This is a genomic window from Paraburkholderia sp. UYCP14C (genome assembly GCF_004197395.1).
Classification (GTDB): domain Bacteria; phylum Pseudomonadota; class Gammaproteobacteria; order Burkholderiales; family Burkholderiaceae; genus Paraburkholderia.
Genome location: NZ_SELS01000013.1, coordinates 160,709 through 184,949, shown reverse-complemented (window position 1 = coordinate 184,949; position 24,241 = coordinate 160,709). Strand labels below are relative to the sequence as shown.

Sequence of the window (24,241 nt, the reverse complement as noted above, 5' to 3'; positions counted from 1 at the left end):
GCAACATTCTCAGCCAACCGCCACCGCCTTCCTCGTATCCCCCGCCTGCCGCCGTACACCAGATCCGAGATTAGCTCCAGGCAAATGACACCGAAGGAGATCAGGCAGCGCAGCAGGCTCAGCACCGACTGAACCAGATCCTCAGCTTGAATAACCAAGGGCCGCTCTCGCGGCCCTTGGCTTTCTATTACCGTTTGGTCAACGTTATCAATTGAATCCCATTGATACCCAGCAAATATTCGACATGCAACCGGACTTCGCCAACAATAAAACTATCCCATGCGGGCTTCTTACCCAGCAGCAGAACCTCTTTTTCCTCCCCCGACTTTTCTGGAACACCAAGGGTCGCGCGAACTTCAGATCGGCTCATATGAAACCCCAACCCTCTCGGCAAAGGGCTGGCGAAACCAGCAAAGCCTTCATGTTTATCCGCATGCAAATGGACAGCGCCAACCATCTCGTTATCAGGTAGGACTAGAGAGAGTCCTAGCTCCGGGCAACTTACATAGCTCTGGTCTATAACCACTTCACGCGGCGGCACAGTGACCTCCGCGAAGATAGGCGAGGAAGGAAGATCGTCGTACCGCATTCCCAATAATGCTTCAATATTTCCCATGTCAGTACAGTCCTTTAGCCTTGTTTGCCTGATCCAGTTTAATGAACGCCTCGTCAATCTGCCGTTGCGTATAACCTCTATCAAGCAGTTGCTTCTGTAACGTCACTTGGTCACGACGTGCTGCAGCGCCTAAATCAGCAGCATCCGTTGCAATTTGAGAGGGCGAATTACGCCCACCATATGTGCGCGATACCTGCTGATGAATGTCGGTATCGATTACTAATGTGTTTGTGCCATTTCTGAGTTGTGTCGCCTCCGCTGGAGTAAGCGGGCGCCCCAGATCTGCTTCTACACTAGTCCGTATCGCAGCAAACGAGGGAATGTGATCTGGGCTAAGCCCATCTCGGATACTTCGAGGAGCAAGCTCACCGTATGTCCCCACCTCCAGCGCAGAGACGGGTATTGCACCATTGCTGCCCCGTTCAACAGCGTTCAACAATAACCCGTTTCGCGCGAGATAGCCTTCCGTCATCTCGACGAGCTTCGGCCCAAACATCACCGCTCCGGCCTCCACGGCCGGCCCCGCCAGCGATGGCCCCGCGAACAGCGTCGCATCCACCGCCGCGCCACCTATGCGGTAGGGCGCGCCCGCCTGATCCTGGTGGTACATCGCATCGAGCAGGCCCACCGGTGAAGACTTCACCATGCCAGTGAGCACGCCTCCTACATCACCCAGAGCCGTATCGCCAAGCGTGCCGGCCGCATAGGCATTCCCGTAGTGTGCGCCAATCGCATCCGCTGTATCCAGCGGATGCGTCACGACGTTCCAGAGACCACTGGCCATCGCGCTCACGCGGTCAGCCGCACCGCCTAGCGCCTGCCCCACTGGATTAAACGCCATGAACGATTCGAACCCATTCAGATTGCGAATGGTTCCGGCCGTCCCTCCCGGCAGCGACGACACCGATATCTGCGGATACGGCACAGCGCGGCCTTCCACCTGTGGCGAGAACGGCGAGCCCACGATCGATCGACCATTGTCGGCCTGAATCAGGCCGTGCGCCACTTGTGTCGTTAGCCCAAGGCTCGACGCCGTCGCGTCGAAGTTGCTGCCAGAGTTCAGTTGGCCATTTGCAAGCCACGCGAACTGCCTGCCTGCATCAACCGGATACGTGCCCTGCACCATCGCGTTGACGTCTCCACCCACGCCGTACAGTGCGCTCGTACTGGTCGATGCATTCGCCGCACGATCCACCACCATATTGCCAATGGTGCTGGCCACCGCATCCATCGAGATCGCCCCAACATTCCTCCCTAGACTACCGCCACGCACCATTGTACTCGTCACGCCCGCAGCAATCCCGGCGCCTAGGCCGGTTGCAAACCTGCCCGAGTCCGAGCCCATGTTGAATTTCAGACTGCTCCCGCCCGCATTGATCAACTGTCCGGCCTGGAAGCCAACCCCCGATGCCATCGCTGATGCCGCAACCCCCGTCCAGTCAAATCCGTGCTGGGCATTCACGGCGATGCTCATACCCTGTGTAGCGACCGAACGCGCAGCGCCTTGGGCCGCCGCCGACCAGAAGCCATTGGCAGGGATTGCTCCGCCGATGCCCGCCGCAAAGCCTGCCGAGAATGCCCCTATCGCCACCCCCTTCCAGTCGAAACCCTGCTGCTCGCCTGCGGCAATCATGATGCCCTGCGTCGCAGCGGCCCCTGCAGCACCAATAAGCATTGCGCCGACGATGCTTCCTGCCCCCATCGACACAACCGATACAGCAACCGCGACGATCACCGTGAGAATCTGCGCGATGCCACCACACCCGTCCTTCCCCGGCGGAGGCGGTGGATCCGGCAAGGTTGGCTGCGTATTGCCAATCGCCTTGCCCGGGTCATACGGTTTAAAGGTCGTCGCCGTGTTGTGCACGTTCGTGACCTTGTTCGGGACTGTCAGCATCTGCCCGGCCTTCAGCACGTCGTCGCTCTTCAGTCCGTTCGCGTCCGCGAGCAGATACCACAGCGTCGCGTCCCCCCACAGCGACGATGCGATCGCCTGCAGCGTGTCCCCATCGCGCACCGTCCACGTGCCCGGACTCACGCCCGGATACAGCCCGTTGATCGCCATGAAGTTCTCATCGAAGTCCGCGCCGCTCACTGGCGTGAACACCTTGTACTGACTCTCGCTGCCCTTCGCCAGCTTGCCCGCGAGCTCCTGCACATAGTCGATCGTCTCGACCCCGTCGTTGCCCTGGTTGCCCACACGGTTGCCGTTCAGGTAGTAGTAGTTGTGCTTGCGATCCCCCGTCGCCCCACGGATCGTGCCATCGCCCGCCACCGTGACGCCCAGCAGTTCGTCGCGACGCTGCACCTGCTCCCGCAGATCGGTGTAGTACGTGAATGCGCGGGCATCCTTCGCCACGCCTCCACCATCGTCGTAAGTTGCCTTCAGATTGCCGTTGACGTCGTAGTTGAAGTAGCTCGATGCGGGCTTCCAGCCCGGCGCGTTCGGGTTGCTGCCCTGCGCCAGTATCTGCTTCTGCTTCGCGCTGTCCCACCATTCGTACGAATAGGTCGACGTCACCGCCGTACCACTGCCGCTATCGGGACGCGTCGCGACCTGCTCGAGCGTGCCGTCGGCCATGCGCGTGTAGGTCGTCGTCGCCCCGTTGAGATTGTCGCGCTCCGACATTAACTGGCCGTCGGCGTCCCAGTCACGGGTCACGGCCGTCACAACCTGCCCGCTCGTCAGCGCCCGCTCGATCGTCTCCGTTACCCGACCCAGCAGATCGTTGGTGCGTTGCTGGAGCACCACGCCGTTGGCACTCTGCGTCTCCAGAAAGCCGTTGGCGTCGTACGTGTAGTACTCCGCATGACCATCGTTTGCGTAGACGGCCATCGTCCGCTCGCCAGCCGCGTTGTAGCCAAGCTGTACGTCGTTGCCCCCATCCCCGCCCACCACGATGTGCACACTGGCGTCGTTCGGGTCGGTCGCACGTGCCCCCGAAAGCGACCCCATCGACACCGTGAAACGGTTCAGCGCATCGTATTCGTACCAGTACTCCTGCTCCGTCTGGTGGTAGCCCACCATGTCCGTGTACGAGGCCAGCATCCGGCGGCGATTGCCCACCGCATCGTACTCGTAATACACCTGGTAGCTGTTGTCGCGAATCGCGACCACCCGATTGGCCGCGTCATACTCGACCCGCGACTGCGCAAACACATACGAATCACCGAAGTTTGTAAAAAACTCCGCGGTGCGATTGCCGTCGCCGTCATACTCGTACAGCGACTGCGTCTGCGTACCAAAATCCATGATCGAGCGCACCAGGCCGTGCGAATAGTACGTGTACTCAACATGCTGACCACTCGTGCCTTCCTGTTTCGTCAACAGGCCGGCCCAGTTGTACGTGTACTCGAACACGTGTCCGCCAAGGTCGGTGTGCCGGGTCACCCGGCCGAACAGATCCATCTCGTCGACCATCGAGCGGCCATTCGCATCAATCGTCGTTTTCACCCAGCCACCGCTCATCACCGATCCGATTGAGCTGATCGTGCTCGCCCAGCGGTAGTCATACTGAACCGTTCGACCCGCAGCGCTGATCGTCCTGATGATGCGGCCTTCGCTGTCGTAATACGAGCGCTCACGATTGCCCAGCGCGTCCGTATGCGCGATGCGGTTGCCGGCACTGTCGTACTCGTAGCGGTCGATGCTGCGTTGGCCAGCGTTCACCCCGCCCGTCAGCACAGGGCGGGCAATCTCTATCAGTTGATTGAGCCTGTCGTACGTGTAATCAGTGCGCCGGTTCAGCTCGTCCACCGACACGCGCAGATTGCCCACGGCGTCGTAAGAGAAACCCTTGCTATACCCCATCGCATCCCACGACTTCGACACCGCCGGCTGCGCGAGACCGTAATTCCACTGCTGCGTGCTCAGATGACCATTCGCATCCTTCAGGCCCACGAGGTTGCCCGTCAGATCGTAGTAGTACGTGGTGAGCGGAGCCATTTCGATCTGCGCCCCGTTCTCCAGCGTGACCATGACAGTCGGCTCGCGTCGGAGCGTGAGAAAACCCATCGTGTTATACGACGAGTAAGTCCAGTTGCCGCGCCCGTCGCGCTCCTCCGACACTTCGCCGAATGCGTTGTAATGCTGCAAACGGTCGATCGTCATGTCCTTCGCGAGCTGCTCGATCACACCGACGATGTCGACATTGGTGACCGGGTTATTACGCGTGCCGGTGAGGAAATAGCTCTGGCGCTCCATCAGCACGTTGCCCGCAGCATCCATTGCGAGGTAGCGGTACTCGTATTCGACTTTTGTCGGCAGGTCACCAGCGTCGAACAGGAAGCGTCCCGCGGCGTCGCGAGTGAGGATCGCCGTTTTGAACGGCCGGTCGTAGTCGTCGTCCCCCTTGGTCGATTCGCGGTAGTACAGCGTGATCGTCTCGGCGTCCGTGAGCGGCGCGCCGCTGCTGTCCGTTGGTGAAAACTGGAAGATCGACGGCAGTTCGCTGCCCGTCAGTATCGCGTCCGAATCCGTGTTGACGCCGATCCTGATGTCGCCCTGGCCCATGGAGAGCGGCCGGCCCGCCGTGTCGTATGCGGTGAACTTGATGGCGTAGTCGGTGTCTGGCAGCACGCCCGACTGCGTCGTATCCCACGCGAAGGTGTTGCCCATGCGATACAACGTCTGGTACTGCGTCACGCCGTTGTCTTCCCACGACACAATCACGTGGTCTGTGTCTGCGGGCATCGTGTGAAAGACGACCGTGGACTTCAGATCGGCCAGAGAGCCAAACATCGACAGCAACGGCGACTGGCCATTACCTGGCAGATTGACCGCGGCGCGCAGCGAATCGATCTGTGTTCCGGCCGCATCGAACAGATCGAGCGAAATGTCGTACTTCCCCGCACCAAGCGCGGCCATGTCGATCGGGAACGCGCCGGTGACCGGATCGCGCCAGATCGGATAGTCCAGCGCCAAGGCCGGATTGCTCGGATCGCGCAGATGGACGACGACGTGATCGGCCAGGTTCAACTCCGTGCTTTTCAGTGAGTAGATGTTCAGTGCCTGCGGTGCCGACCAGATATAGCTGCCCCATGCATCGACGGTGAAGCCAGGTCGCGAACTTGGTTCGCTAGTCGGAATGGGGCTCTCCCGAATCCATGAACTATCGGCGGGGTCGCGCGACAGATGGACCGTGTAGCCGTCGCGGCGAAGTAGCGACCCAACATCCCCATAGCCACCATCGCTGACGGCTAAGAAAATCATCTCGTAATTGCCGTCGGGCAAACCGTTGATGTCGACAGTGTATGAACGCTCCTCACTGTTCGGGCTCTTTCCGAGTTGGCGAAAAGCCTCCGTCGATCCCTCGGGGCGGTAGTACAGCATGCCCTGTGAACCCTGCGGAAGCGAGTTTCGCGCGAAACTCAGCAGCCCAGAAGCGCCCTGCAGCGGAACGCTGGCGTCAAGCGCATCGGGTCTTCCAACCAAAACCTGGCCGTTGGAGCTGTCAGGCCCACTCGGACTGCTCTTGAAGTCGATGAGTTGCGCCTGTTGGGACACCGTTCCCGCCAACACTGGACCCGCCCCCCCGCTGAGCGCTGTCACGTAGATCTCGGCGGTCCATTCGAAGGTCACCCCCGCTCCGACAAAAAAGTCATTCAGCCAGAGCTGGCCCGAAGGCCAGTTGATCGGCACGTTGACCTGCGTCGCATTAACCGGCGTTGCTCCTGACGAAGCGGTACCCGACGGCCTGCTGAATGGCCGCGTGAACGCAGCCTGGTCTTGCCCACCACGGATCCACCACTCGTTACCGGTGGCGGTATAGCTTACGACCACCTCGACGTTGTAGGCACCATATATCTGCGTGAAATCAGGCAACGAAAAAGTCAGGCTGCTCACACTGACATTACCGTTGCCATTGGATTGGTTCACCGACCACGAACCCGTGACGCTGATGTTTCCCTGTGGATCCAGCATTCCAGCATCACCGTTGACGAGCGGCAACGACGGCTTGCTGACCGGTAGCTCCGACGGAACGATCCACCCCGAGATGCTCAACTGCGTATTGGCGAACACCCCGCCGTCGATCGGAATATCGACCGGCCTGAAGCTGAGGGTCGGTATCCCGCCGGACGTCTTCGGCTGCCGGATCTGGATCACCTGATTGCGCCCGTCAAAGCGCGTGTACGTCTGCATCATGTCGACGCTCTGCAACAGCGCCTCCAGATCGTCCCCGGTCGCGATCACGCGATCGCGCAGATCGCTCTCCATCGACTCGACCTTCAGCGTCGCATTGCCATTGCGGTCATACATGAACAGATGCGAGACCCCGTCATCGAAGTTTGTGCGCACCACCCGGCCAGCGTTGTCATAGTCCGCGTATTCCTGCCACTCGCCATTCGGTCCACCGCCGCCCGTGCGCCGCCCGGTCAGTTCGCCGTATGCGTTGTAGCGCTGCTCAAGCAGCGCGCTTGCCGACACCGTCTGGTAGGTCACCTTATCGATCGAGCGGGTGGTGCGTGAAATCTCGCGGTTTTCCGCGTCATAGCTGATCTCAGTCTTGTCGAGGCACTGGTATCCGTCCGCATCGCCGCGCATATAAAAAACGTTGATGACATTGCCCACCGCGTCATACTGGAAGTTGGTCGATACGCCTAACGCGTTGGTCTTGTAGGACAGTCGCCCTCCTTGATACGAGTAAGACGTCACCTGGTCGACATCGCCCTTGCGGGTCTCTTTCGTCACGGAGTTCAGGCCGTTGTATTCGTAAAGCGTCGTGACGCGCACCTGCCGGTTCTGATAATCAGCGAACTGCGGCAGCATCTCCTGCGTCAGACGGCCGACCAGGTCATAGGCGAAGTCGTACTGGCTGCCATTCGCGTCGACCTTGCGTAGCAGGTGGCCCTCTCCATCGTAGGTATAGGTCGTCGTGGCGTCCCCCGTCGTCTGCACGAGCCTGCCGTTGGTGTCGACCTTCGCGAAATCAACGCCGACGCGCGATTCGCTGAGTAGCCGTCCGTTGTTGTCCCATGTGTAGTTGGTGATTCGATCGTCGGCGCTGCGGGGCCACGAGCTGACGATGGCATTGACGGAGGCGCCCGCCGAAACCGGGTCCGGGAACGCCAGTGCAAAACGCGTTTCCTGCGTGACGTTGCCTTGCGCATTCACCGTGTACGCGATACCAAATCCCTTCGCGTCGATTTCGAGCGTCTTCTTTCCGCTGCGGTTATAGAAATAAGTCGTGCGATTACCGGCCGGGTCGACGGTCGCGGTGACCCAACCGCAACCGTCGTATTCCCACGTCATCACCAGTTCGCTGCCGGACGTGATGAAGTATTCGCCCCGCGCATCGTCGCCCGCACTCGGATCGAAATAGCCGGTCGCCACGTTCTGCACACGCGATTGCGTGAGCCGGTTGTCCGCGTCGTACACGTAGCGCGTCTCGCGCACACGGGTCAGATCGACCGGCACGGGCGGTTGCGTACCCGCACTCGCTACGACAGGATCCGCGTAGACCTGGGTGACGAGCACGTTGCCGACCGCGTCGCTCGTCCACAGCGTGAGTGTGCCGGTTGGACTGACCTGCGCCGTCTTTCTGTCGGCCGCGTCGTAGTACCAGGCCGTGACGTTCCCATTCTCGTCGGTATGCGACGTGATGTTTCCGCGCGCATCGTAAGTCAGCGTCTCGGTCGTATCCTTGGGGGAATACGCGGTGTAGCGCGCGACACCGGTGATCGTGGTCTGCCGGTCGAGCAGGTCATACACGTAGCGCGTAATGCGCTGCTCCGTCAGGCCCTGCGCCTCGATCGTCGTGATGCGATTGCCGCGCGCATCGTATTCGAACGCGTTGACAACTGGCCTGCCGCCCGACGTCACCGGCAACGTTTCCGACATCAGCAACCCGCGGCGATCATACGTGTACGCAAACTGGCCGCCGACCTTGTTCGTATAGCCAGTCCGGCTACCGAACGCGTCGTACGCGTACGATTCGCTGTACCCCTCGGCGTCGGTCGACTTCACCAGGCGGCCGAGCCCGTCGTACTCCATGGTGGTGACCGCCTTCGCGTCCTGCGTCACCTTGACCGCATCGCCGAACGCGTTGTATTCGGTCAGTACGAAGCTCGCCGTCGGCGAGACCACCTGCACCACGCGGTTCAGTACGTCGTAGTAGAGCTGGGTGATGTTCCTGTTCTTGTCTTCCGAACCGGTCCTGTTACCGAAGGCGTCGTACGAGTAGCCTTCGTAATAACCGAGCGCATCCGTCTTCTGTTTCAGGTCGCCGCGAGCGTTATAGATGTACCGCGTGCTATACGCCGCCTGCAGATTACTCCGCTGGTTGGCGCTCAGTGCTGCTGCGCTGAGTGCGTCGCCATTCGCATCGATATAGCCGCGCGCCTTGCGCTCTGCCAGTGCCCACACGGTGTCCCGCTCGGACAGCTCCACCCCCCGTGGATCGATCTCGCTGATTACGCGACCCATGCCGTCGTAGGTGTAGCGTGACGTGGCAGCAACTGACGTACCGTACGCGCGCGTCTGCTCGATCATTCGTCCCGCCGCGTCGAACACGACATGCGTGACGCTCTGTTCCGGCAGCCCATCGGCGACGCTCGTGTTCACCGCGCGTCCCAGCGCGTCCAGTTCGTAGCGCGTGACGATACCTGCCGCATTCGTCGTGCTGGTCAAACGCCCCGCGCTGTCGTAGTCGTATGCCGTCGCGGCGGCGGTAGTCCGGATGGTTTGCGGCAGCAGCGCGGCAGCCTGTTTCTGGTCGGCGCCGCGCGCCGTCGGGCATGCGTCCGCGTAACGGATGGTCGCAACCAGATGACCCGCGGTGTCGTAGCGGTTCTCGGTAACGTAGCCTTCGGCGTCGATCGTGTAGACCGGTCGCGTGACGGCATCGTAAATCCATGTGGTCACGCGATCTTTCGACGTCGTCGCCACACCCGACGACGCAATCCAGAGTTGCAGCGTCGACGCGTCCGGATTGTCGACGCCCGGATAGGGCGTCAAATATTGCGTGCGTTCGACCAGATTGCCGCCCGCGTCATAGCGGTTGCACGTGACGAAGCCGAGCGCATCGATACTGGCCGTCAGGCGGTTGGCCGCGTCGTAGACCATGCGCGTCGTGCGATCGCTCGCGTGGGCCTGCGCGGGTTGCGAGGCCAGCGCTCTCGCGACGGTGTCGGCGTTCAGCTCGCCGGTGAGCGCGATTGGGCTTGCGTACCCGATCGCGCGGATCACATTGCCGCCCGCGTCGTAGATGTTCTCGGTGACGTTGTTCTGCGCGTCGATGACGAAGCGCACCCGGCCATCTGCGTCGTACACGTACTGGGTAGTCTGGTCGCGCTGAGACTGAAGTAGCAGACGCCCCGCGATGTACTCGTCGGACAGGGTAGCGGGCAGATCGCCCAGCGCGACGGCAAATGCCGTTCGCGATACCAGACGCCCGCCGGCATCGTAGACATTCCTGACGAGTTCACCGACGCGTCCAATCGACCAGATCTGCCGCCCTTCCGCGTCATACACGTAACCCGTGACCGCCCCCGACGGATCGGTCACCGACACGACGTTGCCGTTGCCGTCGTACAGATAGCTGGTCTTGAGTTTCAGCTTTGCCGGGTCGACGGTCGTGCTAGCCAGGCGCCCCGCGTTGTCGTACACGTTCTGCGTGACGCGCGGATTGGCGCTGCCCGCGCCTTCGGTCACGGTCAGGATATTGCCGAGGCCATCGTACGTGAATGTCGTGACGAGGTTCAACCCGCCCACGTCGGTCGTCACCGACACCGCGTGGCCGTCGACGTCATAGCGCGTCTCCGTCACAACGCCCGAAGCATCGGTCACGCGCGTTGCCTGGCCTTTCGCATCGTATTCATAGCGCGTGACGAGATTCAGTCCCGACGGATCGAGCGAACGCGTGAGCACGCGGCCCGCCGCATCGTAAGCGTACGTGGTGTGAACGCCGCGTGCGTCGACGGTGTCAATCAGATGCCCTGCATGATCGTAGCTCGACGTAGTCGTCGCGCCAGTCGCATCGATCACGCTGATCAGGTTGCCGTCGTGATCGTACGAGTAGCGCGTCGTATTGCCCAGGCCGTCAGTGAGCGCAACGATCTGGCCGGTGCCGTCGTACGACCTGGTGGTCTTGATGCCCTCCGCAGTGGTCATCGTCACGGAGCGGTTGAACTCCGTGTACGACCATATCGTCGTATTCCCATTGGCGTCGGTGCGCGTGAGCAGGTTGCCGAACGCGTCGTAGGTGAGCGTGGTCCGGCTGCCTGTGCCGTCTGTCAGCACCACCACATTGCCATTTCGATCGTAATCCTGGCGACGCACAATCCCATTGGCGTCGACCGATTCGACCAAACGGCCAAACGCGTCGTAGATCGCCTGCGTGATCAGGTTCAGCCCGCCTGCATCGGTCGTCTGCCGGACTACCCGGCCGAGCCGATCGTAGTCGGTCGTGTCCCGCACCTGGGCGTTCGGCGCGATCTCGCGCACAGTTGCAGTCTGCTCGCCGAACGCGTCGTACGTGTACCGCGTGTTCAGACCCAAAGCATCGGTGCGCTGCAAGAGTCGTCCTGCCGGGCTATAGCTGAAAGTAGTGCGCGTGGTATTGCCGTCATCGCCCAACGCCGTGAACGTGCTTCTGAGCGCATCGGTCAGCAGGCCGCCCGTGAGACTGGCCAGAGTGCCCGCGGCGACCCGCGTCGCATAGACCAGCGTCTGCGTCACGTCGCCGAACGCATCATACTGGTACTCGACGACTTCACCCATCGGGTTGACGACATGCGTGAGGTGGCCAGCCGCGTCGTAGTAGTAGTGCGTTGTGTTGCCGTTCGCATCCACCATCGACGTGCGTTTGCCAGTGGCGTCGTAGGCATAGCTCACGCCCCATGTCTTCCACACGTTATCGATCTGCGCCTGCGTTGCGCCGGCGCCGAGTGCAGCAAGCGCGGCGCTGCCTTCGCCACTCAGTTGCGCGGTGAGACGGCCCTGCGCGTCGTAGCGATAGGTCGAAGTCTGATCGCCGGTGGATTGGCTTGTCGCGTTGCCCTGACCGTCGTAGGTGTAACGGGTCGTCGTATCGCCGTCGATCGAATAGGCCGTTTGCCGGATCAGACGGCTCATCGCATCGTAATCGTAGGTGGTGCGCTCGAGAACTCCTGGGGTCATCGCTGCGTCCAGCGCAGCGGCCATATCGAACACATAGCTCACCCCGAACTGTGTCGTGCCGGCGATCTTGCCTGGGCTGACCGGAATGCGGGTTTCGGCGGAATCTCCCAGCGTCACATCCGATATCGACACCGGCCTCGCCGTTGGATAACGGAACTCGATAGTATGGTTTGCGAGCGGTATCACGTTGAACGCGAGCACCGTGTAGTCCGCACCCGTCGACGCGGCTACCGTAAGCCTGCCGGCCAGCACTCCATCGATCCAGACTTCCACCGCGGCGGCTGCCTGGGCAGCCGCGCGGAAACTGACGGTGACCTGCTGTGGCGCATCGAGTTGCGACCGGTCGATACGCTGCCCGACGATCCGCTCCACCACGTTGCCCGAGGCGTCGTACCGGTAGCGCGTCACGTAGCCTTCCGCATCGATTGCCGCACTCAGCAGCCCGCGCGAGTCGTAGATGTAGTTCAGGTGAATGTCATCCGCACTCCCGACGGGGATCAATTGCGCGAACGCCCCCCCTTTACGCAACGACGCGTCCGTCGCCGACGCATAGCGGATCGTCTCGATGCGCTCCCCGGCGCCGTTATAGCGGTACTCGGTCAGGTAGCCTTCCGGGTCGAGTTCACCGCGCAGCAAGCCATCCCGATCGTAGAAGTAGCGTGTGACGCGATCGTTCGCCGGATCGGCGATGGGCAGCGTCGGTGTCGGCATCGTGCTGGTGTCGACCCGGTTCGCAAATACCGTCTTCGTGACAGGACGTCCAGATCCGTCGTACTGAATCTGCGTGACGACTCCATCCGCGTCCACGGCATGGTCGACAAAGTTGTTCAGATAGGAGAACCCGACCACCCGGTCGCTGACCATTGCGGCGGGTCGCAGGCGTGAAGACTCGAGCGTTAGCACGGAGCTACCCAGCTTCTCCACCGGCGTGCCGTCGGGATTCGTCAGCGAGGCCAACTGAGTGGCCGACAGCTTCGTCGCGTAGGTGATTGTGCGATCCGGCCTGGCAAACGTCTTGTCGTAGATGTACTCCGTCAAAGTCCCGTCAGCGCCGATCAGCGCGACACATTGGCCGCGCCCGTTGTACAGGTAATGGGTATTCAGGCCGTTTGCGTCGGTTGTCATGCGCAAGCGGCCGTTGGAGTCGTAGTAATTCCTGATCTGCGACAGAACCTTGCCCTGCGCCGAGTCCACCACGACGACCAATTCCCCGGCCGCGTTATACGTGGACGTTCGGGTCAGCCCGTTACCGAAGGTCACTGAAACCGTATGGTGCGCGTCGTCGTACTGATACAGCGTGGTCACGCCGTCGAACTGAACCGACGAGAGCAGACGGCCGAGGCCGTCGTACACGAACGACTCGACCTTCTCGCTGCCCGGACTGCCGACCAGACGCTGCAGCAGACGGCCCGCGGCATCGTAGACATAGCGGGTCTGGCAGAGTCCACCTGCCACGTCGCCGGTGCCGTCGGAAAGCAGGCTCTCATAGCGGGTGAGCGTCGCGACGTTGCCCCGGTAGTCATAGGTGGAGTCGATACGGATCGCCGCGCCCGGGTTCGCGAGACCGGCCACCCACGCGTTCAGCGCCGTTTCGCTCAACGCGTCGGTCTGACTCATTGCACTGACGTCGAACGCGAGCCCCGTGTAATGGATCTCGCTGACCTGCTGACCCGTAGCGTTGTACCGGAACTCCGTGACACGGCCTTCCGGCGTTACGACGTATAGCAGATGCCCGGCCGTGTCGTAGACATAGCGTGTGGTCAGGTACTGATTCTCGTAGCCGTTGTCAAAGTTGCTGCTCTTGTTCCAAACCGTTTCCGTCAACAGTTCATTGCGCGGTCCGTAGGTGCGCGAGATCTCGGCTGCGCTTTCCGATTGCCGGGTCAGGTTGCCCGCGGCGTCATAGTAAAAGTAGATCGTTTTGCCTTTGCCATCCGAGAGCATCGACAGGTTGCCATTGGCGTCGTAGGAAAAACTCTTGTTCTCCCACTGTCCGTCCGCAGACGAACTCGACTGGATGTTCGTCAGCCGCCCAGCGCCGTCAAAGGTAAGGACCTGCTTGTACCCGAGCGGATCCGTGATGGTCGTCTTCCTGTTCGTCGCGTCATAGCTGAGCGTCGTCAGTCGCACGACGCCGTTATCGGCCTTCTCGGCGATCGTCGCCACGCGGTATTCGCCATCGACCAACTGGTAGGTGAACGCCACCTGCGAACCGTCCGACTGGTTGATCGAAGCGATCCGGGTGCTTGCGCCGTCGTACGTGTAGGTCGTCGTGAACACCCGCTGATCGGAGATGCTGTTGTCCTCCGGGCTGAGGTCGACCAGCACCTGCGACAGGCGTCCCTGCGAGTCGTACGCATAGTGAATCGCGGTCGACGTCACGAGCCCATTGCCCGTACCGAGATAGACGGAGCGCAGAGCCACGAGCTGTCCAGCCGCGTTGTAGTCCAGGTAGGTGGCATCGCCGCCGGCCGTCGTCACCTGCGCGAGCTGTCCCGCGGCGTTGTACACATAGCTCACCGTATTGCCGTCGCTGTCGCGAGTCGCCACGATGCGGCCGCCCTGAGCCGCATCGTAGGTTTCGTGCAAGCGGTTGCTGCCGTCGCTCCACTGCCAGCTATTACCGGCCGTATCGAACGACAGTGTCGCGTGAGCACCTGTGCTGGTGGTTTGTGAAAATCCGGGCTGGAAATCGCTCGGCGCGACGCTGATCCCAATCGCCGCCGTGGACACGTACACGTTCAATGACGCGTTGTACTGGTACACCGTTGTCGAACCGTCCCAATCGGTGAGCGTCACGGTGCTTCCAGCAGTATTCAGCGCACCCGTGAGACCATCGACCGTGCGCGACCCGCCCGGCCGCCAGTTGTCGCCGGCAAACTGCCCCAGGCTGTTATACGCGCGATAGACGGCGCTGTTCACCCCTTGCCCGAGCAGCAACTGATCGCGGTCCTGGATCACCAGGTTGCCGTTCGCGGCGTTGACATAGACCTGCTCTCCGGTCTGCCCGACCGACGCGTTACCAATCTCCCCTCGCGCTCCCAACCCCAGTGCCGACGACGACTGCAAACCCAATCCATTACCCGTGACGATCGCTACCATCCAAGCCTCGTGTATCTGTTCGTTATGCCATCCGCGCCGGTTCGCCGAGCGGGCTTCCGAACAAGTTATCCGCAGATTTTTCGAACCGTTTAGCGAAATCGCGACGCTGTTACGATTTTGTTGGCAGTCCGTTCATTTATCTCAGAATTGTTTTCCCGGCGACGCCCACATCTCCGTCCGATCTTTGCGATAGCACTCACGGACTGCTATGCTAAAAATCACTGCGCTTTTGCGCTCCTACTTTCCGATCCGGTTAATCACCGCAGCAAACGCCATGACAATCTTTCCGGGACAAGACACTGCTTCGATATCCGAACGACTCGCTCGCCTGCTTGGGTACATCGAGTCCGATCCGGGCAACGCAGCGCTACTTGGCGACGCCGCGGCGTGCGCATTCGACGAGCAGCGACTCGATCTGTGCGAAGAGCTTCTCGCACGACAGCAGGCACTCGGTGCCGTACCGCCCGCATCGATGCATCTGCGCGGGCTATGTGCAATGGCTGGCGGCCGCTTCGAGGAAGCACTCCGCGCATTCGCCGCATTACCGGACTTTCAGAGCGACCCGGTTATTCTCTATAACAGTGCTTACGCACACGCCCTGCTGGGCCACAGCAACGAGGCAATCGCGCTGCTCGGAGACGATATATTCGCCGTCGTGCCACAGGCCATCACGCTCAAGCTCCATTTACTGCACCATCTGGGTCTGCTTGACGAAGTCATCGAATTTGGCGCTCGGCACGCGGATCATCCGCAGGTTGGCGCCGAAGTCTGCGGGTGCGTCGCAACCGCGCTATTCGATGCCGAAGACATCGCGGGCGCGGGCGAGTTCGCTGCGAGAGCGATGAACGTCTCCGACGGCCTCACGGTAAGCGGCCTGCTCGCCCTTAACGATGGGCATTCCGACGATGCCATCGCGCTATTCGCCCGGGCACTGGAAATGCGACCGACCAACAGCCGCGCCCATCTGGGCAACGGGCTTGCGCTACTGGAACAGCACCAGTTCGCGCAAGCGGCGCAGCAGATTGACGTGGCGGCCCAGTCATTCGGAAATCATGCCGGCTCGTGGGTCGCGGCGGGGTGGGCTCATCTGCTGAACGGTGATCTCGCGCAGGCACGTGCACGCCTTGAGCAGGGCGGACGCATCGATCGCGGCTTCGCGGAGGTGCCAGGCTCGCTGGCCGTTGTAGCGCTCAAGGAGGGAAAACTCGACGAGGCGCGCACTCAGGCAAAGATCGCCTTGCGTCTCGACCCCGCGTGTCTATCGGCAACGCTAGCGCAAAGCCTGCTGGAAGCGCAGGCCGGGCATCAGGACGTTGCCAACGTCATTCTCGACGCCGCACTTCACCGCCCTGTCGACGCCCAGGGAAAGACCATTGCACAGGCGCTCGCGCGCATTCATTCTTTACGATTTAAGAATCGTCCGAATTAACTTCCGATGCCTTAACGAATAGTCAAATATATTTGAAATGGAAGACATCTTAAAAACAACCGGCGCGCGATAATTTTGATATAAATCCGCATCTTCCTGATTACATTGAGTGTTTGTTCGCAAAGCTAATTATCTCAAATCTCAAAGCTTCCAATTAGAAAGAAAACTCACGATAATGCGTTCCACATAAACACGGGACCGCATTCATGTCGGCAGACCAGGCACTCCAAATGATGACGCAGCTGTTCTGGAACAGCTTCCTCATTGCCGGGCCAATTGTTATTGCCACGCTCGTGGTCGGTCTGCTGATCAGCGTCTTTCAGGTCGTTACGCAATTGCAGGAAATGAGCCTGAGCTATGTGCCGAAACTCGCGGTTGCCGTCATCGTGACGGTTGCGCTCGCCCCATGGATGCTTGCGCGTCTCACGGGCTTCGCCGCATCGCTTTTTCGCAGCATTCCGAATCTCGGCTAACGCAATGGCAATCGAATCCAGCACGATCTGGACGCTCGGCGTTCTTCTTCTGTCGTTACGAATCGGCCCGGTATTCGTGCTCGCGCCGCCGTTTTCACAAACGCAGGTGCCCGTGCGGGTACGCGTATGCCTCGTGCTGGCATTCGCCGCTTGTCTTGCACACAACATCACACCCGACATCTACACGGATGGCGCAGCGCTGCTCATCGCCGCCGCAGCTGAATTGATGCTGGGCCTCGCGATCTCCTTCGCATTCCAGGCCGCGTTTGCCGCGCTGACGTTCGCGGGCCGCGTGCTCGACGTCCAGGCGGGCTACGGTCTCGCGATGGTGATCGATCCCGGTTCGCGCGCGCAGGCGCCGCTGTTCGGCACGATACTCACGCTCGTCGCGGGCCTGCTGTTTTTTGCTTCGAGCGGTCATCTCGAACTGCTCCGGCTCTTAATGGCAATAACAAGCGTCATTCCCGTCGGCTACGCTCGACTCGCCGTCACTCCCGAGGCGCTAATCGCCTATTTCAGCGTTGCGCTCGGCATGGGCCTGTCGGTCATTGCAGTGGCGATGGTCACGCTATTTCTGATCGACATATCGATCGCGTTTCTGTCTCGCGCGTTGCCACAAATGAATGCACTGATGCTAGGTCTGCAGATCAAGACCATCGCGACGCTCGTCACGATGGCGCTATCGGCTGGTCTTCTCGCGCCTGCGACATTGCGTTTGCTCACGCACGCATTGGCGTTCGTACCGTCTTTGGATTAGCCATGTCGGACACGGAACAGAACAAATCGGAACAGGCCACCGCCTACAAGCTCGAGCAGGCGCGCAAGAAAGGCATGGTGCCGCGCAGCCAGGAGCTCGGCATGGTGCTGAGTCTGCTTGCGAGCACGGGCTATCTGTCGGTGTGGGGCGGAGAAATGGCTGCGCGTCTCTCTTCGCTCAGCGCACGAGCGCTGAGCGAAGCGGCGGCGCTCGGCGCAAGCGGCGGCGCAATGCTGGTCGTCGCGGGCACGCTGCTATCGCAGGCTGCGCATGTGCTTGCACCGCTCATCACAATTGCAATGGGTAGCGCGCTGTTGTCAGCGGTCATGCAGACCGGCTTTCTGTTCGCCTCCGGCGCACTGAAACTCGACACCAGCAAGCTGAATCCGCTGCAGGGATTCAAGCGTGTTTTCTCGATGCAGACACTGATCGAAGCCGCCAAGGCGTGCTTCAAGATGGTCGTCTATGTCGCGATCATCCGTTTCACGATCGTCGATGCGGCCGTTTCGCTCGCGCATGAAGACCTGTCCGCGCTACGCATTGCGCAGACGCTGCTCATGAGCGGCATCCACCTGCTGTTTTTGCTTCTTGCGGCCGCCTCTGTGTTCGCGTTGATCGACCAGGTGCTGGTGCGGCACGCGTTCGCGAAGAAGATGCGTATGAGCCGCTACGAGCAGAAGCAGGAAATGAAACAGCGCGAAGGCGATCCGCGCATCAAGCAGCGCCGCCGCCAGTTGCAGCGCGAATTGCTGCAGCGCTCGCGCAGCATGAAGGCGGTGCGTAGTGCGGACGTGCTCGTCGCGAACCCGACGCACTATGCGGTCGGCCTGAAATACGATCCGTCACGGATGGCCGCGCCGCATGTCGTCGCCAAAGGCGCCGGCGATTTCGCGTTGCGTCTGAAGAAGCTCGCCTTCGTCTATGGCGTACCGGTCATCGAGTCACCACGCTTCGCTCGCGCGCTCTATTTCAAGGCAGCGCTCGACCGCGAGGTGCCGGGCGACCTGTATCGCGATACCGCGGCGATCTATTTGCAGGCGCGACGCGCGCCGTCGCAGGCGGTGTCCGCATGACGCTTCAATCACGTCTACGCAACCATTCCGATCTCGCGCTCGTCTTTGCCGTCGTCGCGATCCTGTTGCTGTTGTTTACGCCCATTCCGGCGGGGGCGCTGGACCTCTTCATCATCGTCAATTTCGCATTTGCGTTCACGATCCTGTTGATGACGTTTTACGTGTCACGGCCCGTCGAGTTCTCGACGTTCCCTTCGCTGCTGCTGATTGCGACGCTGTTCCGCCTGTCGTTGAACATCGCCGCGACCCGGCTGATTCTGTCCGGCGCCGAAGCGGGCCAGGTCATCGCGGCAATCGGCGCATTCGTCGTGCAGGGTAACTTCGTCATTGGCCTGATCGTCTTCTTTATCCTGATCGTCGTGCAATACGTGGTGGTTACGACCGGCGCGCAGCGCGTGTCGGAAGTCGCCGCACGCTTCGTGCTCGACGCGATGCCCGGCCAGCAGATGAGTATCGACGCAGATCTCAACATGGGTCTCATCGATCAGGACGAAGCGAAGCGGCGGCGCAAGGCGCTCGAAAAGGAAGCCGGGTTCTATGGTTCGATGGATGGCGCAAGCAAGTTCGTCAAAGGCGATGCGGTTGCCGGCATCGTGATCCTGCTGATCGACATTCTCGGTGGCTGGGCGGTCGGGGTCGCGCAGATGGGCATGCCGCTCGGCCAGGCGATGCAGACTTTCACGCTGCTGACGATCGGCGACGGCATCGTCACACAGGTGCCCGCGCTGATCATATCCGTCGCGACCGGCATCATCGTCACACGCTCATCTGCCGATGGGGAACTCGGCAACGAGGTGCTGCGCCAACTCGTGCAATTCCCGAAGATCCAGATCCTCGTGATGGTCGCGCTGACCGGCCTGCTCGCGCTGCCGGGCATGCCAAAGTGGCCAGTGTTGATCCTGGCGGCTATCGCGTGCGGCGCGTGGTGGATCGCGCGCCGCAATCGAAGTGCGGCACCGGCTGACGGATCCGCGGCAGATGGAGAAAGCGGACTCGCGCCCACGCCGAATGAACCGTCCGACCTGCCTGCCATAGAAGTATCGTTCGGCGCCGCGCTGACGGCCGCATGGATCCCGATGCAAAGCGTGCTGGCTGAACGCATCGCGGCGTTTCGCAAACAGTACGCAGCCGAGATGGGCGTCTCGATTCCGCCCGTCGTGTTTCGCGACGGCGCGCAGCTCGGTTCCAACGACTATCGGATCCTGCTGTTCGGCGACCGCTTCGGTCAGGCAACGCTGTATCCGGACAAGACACTCGCTATTCACTCGTCGGACAAAGGCGAGAATGTGTCAGGCATCGCCACTCACGATCCGGCATTCGGACTGCCTGCGGTATGGATCGATACGGCCGACCTGTCACGCGCGCGCTCGCTCGGCTATACCGCGGTCGATCCGCTGACCGTGCTGATCACGCACGTCACCGAGGTCATCAAGGCCAACGTGCCTGCGTTGCTGTCGCGCACGGAAGTCGTGGCGATGCTCGAGAGTGTGCGCTCCCGCACACCTGGCCTCGTCGAGGAACTCGTGCCGAACGTGCTCGCGGTCAGTGACGTGCAACGCGTTTTGCAGAACCTGCTGACCGAGCAGGTCGCGATCCGCAATATCGGTCTGATCGTCGAAGTGCTGGTCGACGCAGGTCGGCATGAGAAAGACCCGGCCGCGTTGAGCGAGCGTGTGCGCCAGCGGCTCGGCCTCGGCATCTGTCAGGCGATCCAGGGCGACCACGATGCGCTCGCGGTGCTGACGCTCGACCCCGCGCTCGAAAACTCGATCGTGCAGAACCTGCAAGGCGCCGACGGCGCCGGGGCGTTCGTGCTCGATCCGCGTCTGGCAGAAAGTTTTCTCGCGCGGCTTGCCGCGCAGGTCGACGCGATGATGCGACAAAACCTCAAACCTGTGTTGCTGTGCCGTCCGGAGATTCGCCGCCATTTGAAGACCTTCACGCATCGTGTCGCGCCACGCCTCGCGGTGCTGTCGATGAACGAGGTTCCGCACTCGATCAGCCTCAAATCGTTCGCGATGGTCAGTCTCGATGCGGCCGCGCCTCGGGCTCCCGCGCGCGCCGCGCAGACCTCGAACGCCACACCGCTCGCCGCCTGAGTGTCGATCCGCCCGCCCACCCGCCTGCCAACTAAAACGGACTTCTGATGGACAACATGATGACTGTCGCGGCCAGCTTGATCTCGCACGAAACGCGCCGGATCGAAACCGCCGGGCAAAACCTCGCGAACGTGGCCACGCCGGGCTACAAGCGGCAGATCGCATTCGACGACGTGCTTGCGGCCGGACTCAGCGGAACCGTCCCTGGGTCCGCCGCGCTCACGCGGCCGCCAACCGGCATCGCAACCGATTTCTCCGCCGGCAAGCTGGTCCACACCGGGAATCCGCTCGATCTGTCGATCGGCGGGACCGGTTTCTTCGAGGTGATGACCGCAGATGGCCCGGCCTACACGCGGCTCGGCGCATTCCAGCGCGATGCCGACGGCCGTCTCGTCACCTCCCAGGGATGGGCGTTGCAGGCCGCGGGCGGCGGCGACGTAGTCCTGCGTTCGAACAACTGGCAACTCGCGAGCGACGGCACGCTGATTGACGACGGTTCGCCTTCGGCCGTGATACGTGTGGCGACTTTCGTGGATCCGACGCAACTCAGGCGCGGCGCGGACGGCCTGTTCCATGCGGCTGACGCGCAGGCCATCGACAGCGAACAGCCGCACATCACCCAGGGCTTTATCGAATCGTCGAACGTGTCGGTCGGCAACGACATGATGCAGATGATGGACGCAATGCGCCGCGTCGAGTCCGGCCAGAAGCTCGTGCACGCGTATGACGACATGGTCGGCACCGTTTTACAGCGTTTGGGAGACATGTAATCGTGAACAACGTTTTCTATATCGGTGCGATGGGCTTGAACGCGCAGCAGACAGCCGTCGACGTCACCGCGAACAACATTGCGAACATGAACACGCCCGCGTTCAAGCGCGGCACGGTGTCCTTCAGCGAGTTGCTGACGTCGGCGGCCGCGCCACTCAGCCGCGCCGCGGTCAACGAAACCATCGCCACCGCCGCGGGTGTGGCAGCCGATCCGTCGCCGCACGTTTTCTCGGCGGGCGAGTTGCGCCCGACCGGCAGCGCGCTCGATCTCGCGATTCGCGGCGACGGTTTCATCGAACTGGCGTCGGACTCGGGTCCGGCCACGTTGTGGCGCGGCGGCACGCTGCACGTTGGGACCGACGGCTATCTGACGGCGCCGAACGGCCTGCCGCTCAAGCCGATGATTTCCGTTCCGCGCGACGCGTCCGGCATCACTATTTCGGCCACCGGCCAGGTGCAGGCAATTCTGCCGAACCAGGTGGACCCGGTCGACCTCAGCGAAATCGAACTCGTGATGCCCACCGATGTACGCACGTTGCAGTCGGCCGGCGACGGTGTCTATCGCATTCAGGACGACGGCATCACAGTGAGCCGCGTGCGCCCCGGCGAAGACAACGCGGGAACGTTGGCGCAGGGGTTTAGCGAAGCGTCGAACGTGTCGCTGTCGGATGAGCTCGTCAGTCTGATGCTGTACCAGCGTGCCTATGCGTCGAACGCGCGACTCGTGCAGGCCGGCGATGAGTTGATGGCGATTGCGAATGGGTTGAAGCGGTAAGCAGCGCTGGAACGCATTGATCGACATTTGACAGCTACAGGAATCCAAAAAACGCACCATGCAATTTACGTTCAAAAAGACCCTCCTTGCAGCGTGTTGCACGCTCGCTCTCATCGGCTGTGGCGGCGATAACCCGGACGATGCGCGTTCACCCAACGCCAGCGAACTGAACGCTTCCTCGGATCCCGACCGGGATCCGGGCGGCGTCAACATGTCTGGCCCAACAACGCCTGCCGTCACACCACCGGGCGAGCCAATCTTGCCTCCCGACAACACAGGCGCCACGCCAGTGCCCGACGGTGAAGTCCCGCCGCAAAAGCCGGGATACGTGAAGATGGCCGACTTACCGCTCGGGCCGATCGAAGGTGTGCAAAGCGTGGTGATGATCGCTCGTTCGACGCTCAAGTACATCGTTCCGCCAGATCCTGTTGCCGTGATCGCCAACATTGCGAACCCGGTCGCCGGAGATATCAAACTCCGGCAGATATCCGGATCGACGGTTGCTGGCGGCTATCTGTCGCAGCTCGGCGCAAGCATGCCGGCCACGGCCAGCGTCGACGGCGCACCCACCGCGCCGACGTTCAACGAACTCGCGGTCTCGCTGACAAATACTCAGAAGCAGATTCTTGGCGTCAACTACGACATCTCATCCGGTAGTCCATTGAAGTTCGCGGTCATTCGCGGACAGAACGGAAGCGGTTATGTCGCGGCCGGCGCCTGGGAAGCAGTCCGAACCGGCGTTTACACCGACTATTCGGTTACGTCGGGCGGATTCGCATTCGGCAGCCAGACCCGCCCGGAAGACCTTGGCCAGATTCGCTCGCGCATGTATGCCGGACCGCTAGTCGGCAAGTCGCGCTATGAGTCCGACTGGGTAAGCTCGCCGCTCCTTCCGCTCGCTGGGGCTGTCATTCAGGGCACGGCCGATATGGCCCGGAGGACGATCTCTTTTCAGGTGCCGAAGGTGACCAGGATCTCGGTGGTAAATGACTGGAGTACCGCCGAAGCCGAAATGTCACTGCCTCTGTTCGCCTGCGACGCCGACATCGATGCCGTCAACAACATGTTCTCATGCGATCTCAAGTCGAACGACGGCTATCCATCGACCGGAAGGATCAGTGGCCGGTTTTACGGCCCCAACGGCGAGGAGATCGGTGGCGTACTGAACTTCACCGACTGGTCAACCTTTCCGTTGCGTGAGGTAGTCGCCGGCTTCGCACTCTCGATCAGATAAGGCCGCCACGTGTTCAATCCACATGCGCCCGGTCTTATGTCGTCTACCCGTTTGCGCTGGCTCGACCCGTTAACCATCGCGCTTGGCTGCATGGTGGTGAGCGCAGCGACTCATGCGTCCAGCACAACGCTCACACTCCGCAACGTCGCCGACTTCGACAGCAGCATCGTGCGATTCGGCGATGTCGCGGACCTGGGCGCTCTGCCTTTCGGCCTGCAAAAGCAGGCGGCCGGGCTCGTCGTCGCGAGATTGCGCGAAGCGGAAGCGAGTGTTGCCATCGAGCCGCGTCGTCTCGCCGAAGCGGCTCGACGGCAGATTCCGGCTCTCACGCCATGGCTTGCGACGCAGGACGGACAACCTGCCATCATCATCAGCCGCCCCGTTCGCGCTACGCCTGATCCGGCGCGCGAAGTCCGGTCTGCACCGTCGGCACGCTGCGTCGAACTCGTTCGCGATCTCGCGAAGGGCGAGGCAATCACGTTCGACAGCGTCAGTGATATCGCCTGCCAGCAAAAAGCGGTCGCACCTGGCGTTCATTACGATGACAAAGCACACCTCGCACGTGCGGCTCGAGACCTCATGCGCGGCGACGTCATAACCGGCATCCCCGCACAACGTCTCGCTCAGGTCAGCCGGGGCGAAAGCGTCGTGGCCGTCGTACGGACGGGTGCCGTCACCGTCTCGCGAACCGGCATTGCATTAACGGACAGCGCTAGTGGCCGCGCAACCATGATCGCGACAGGCGATCGCGACATCGTAGCCATTCCCGCAACCACCTCGCTGTCGAAGTAAC

General features: G+C 61.5%; 11 protein-coding genes. 9 read left to right on the top strand and 2 right to left on the bottom strand.

Translation table 11 applies throughout. The annotated features are described in order from the left end of the window. Window positions 1–187: 187 nt before the first annotated feature. Together EVC45_RS14920 and EVC45_RS14915 are read right to left on the bottom strand one after the other, a co-directional pair. Entirely contained in the window at window positions 188–616 is a 429-nt protein-coding gene (locus tag EVC45_RS14920; RefSeq protein ID WP_129958744.1) for a hypothetical protein, read from the bottom strand. Window position 617: 1 nt separating this feature from the next. Further along, a complete protein-coding gene (locus EVC45_RS14915; RefSeq protein WP_129958743.1) occupies window positions 618–14,837 on the bottom strand; it encodes a LysM peptidoglycan-binding domain-containing protein in 14,220 nt (4,739 codons plus the stop codon). Window positions 14,838–15,045: 208 nt separating this feature from the next. On the opposite strand from EVC45_RS14915, the gene EVC45_RS14910 reads away from it, so the two are divergent. From EVC45_RS14910 to EVC45_RS14870, 9 genes are all read left to right on the top strand, one after another. Then, complete coding sequence (locus tag EVC45_RS14910) at window positions 15,046–16,266, top strand: tetratricopeptide repeat protein (protein WP_129958742.1); 1,221 nt, start codon at window positions 15,046–15,048, stop codon at window positions 16,264–16,266. Window positions 16,267–16,496: 230 nt separating this feature from the next. Beyond that, on the top strand, window positions 16,497–16,739 hold the full coding sequence (locus tag EVC45_RS14905) for a flagellar biosynthetic protein FliQ (RefSeq protein WP_248295143.1): 243 nt from the start codon (window positions 16,497–16,499) through the stop codon (window positions 16,737–16,739). 4 nt (window positions 16,740–16,743) lie between these two features. After that, the gene (locus tag EVC45_RS14900) at window positions 16,744–17,496 is read left to right on the top strand and encodes a flagellar biosynthetic protein FliR (RefSeq protein WP_129958740.1); all 753 of its coding nucleotides are present in this window, start codon (window positions 16,744–16,746) and stop codon (window positions 17,494–17,496) included. A 2-nt stretch (window positions 17,497–17,498) separates the two neighbouring features. Continuing rightward, window positions 17,499–18,569: a flagellar biosynthesis protein FlhB gene (locus EVC45_RS14895; RefSeq protein WP_129958739.1), complete on the top strand. Its 1,071-nt coding sequence runs from the start codon at window positions 17,499–17,501 to the stop codon at window positions 18,567–18,569. Beyond that, window positions 18,566–20,668 carry a flagellar biosynthesis protein FlhA gene (locus EVC45_RS14890; protein WP_129958738.1) on the top strand — a complete coding sequence of 701 codons (2,103 nt, stop codon included), beginning with the start codon at window positions 18,566–18,568 and terminating at the stop codon, window positions 20,666–20,668. Before EVC45_RS14895 ends, EVC45_RS14890 begins: the two co-directional genes overlap by 4 nt. 47 nt (window positions 20,669–20,715) lie before the next feature. Beyond that, a complete protein-coding gene (locus EVC45_RS14885) occupies window positions 20,716–21,438 on the top strand; it encodes a flagellar hook-basal body protein (RefSeq protein ID WP_129958737.1) in 723 nt (240 codons plus the stop codon). A gap of 2 nt (window positions 21,439–21,440) precedes the next feature. Beyond that, on the top strand, window positions 21,441–22,214 hold the full coding sequence (locus EVC45_RS14880; RefSeq protein WP_129958736.1) for a flagellar hook-basal body protein: 774 nt from the start codon (window positions 21,441–21,443) through the stop codon (window positions 22,212–22,214). A 58-nt stretch (window positions 22,215–22,272) separates the two neighbouring features. Next, window positions 22,273–23,448 carry a transferrin-binding protein-like solute binding protein gene (locus EVC45_RS14875; protein ID WP_129958735.1) on the top strand — a complete coding sequence of 392 codons (1,176 nt, stop codon included), beginning with the start codon at window positions 22,273–22,275 and terminating at the stop codon, window positions 23,446–23,448. Window positions 23,449–23,484: 36 nt separating this feature from the next. Then, window positions 23,485–24,240 carry a flagella basal body P-ring formation protein FlgA gene (locus EVC45_RS14870; protein WP_129958734.1) on the top strand — a complete coding sequence of 252 codons (756 nt, stop codon included), beginning with the start codon at window positions 23,485–23,487 and terminating at the stop codon, window positions 24,238–24,240. Window position 24,241: the final 1 nt, after the last annotated feature.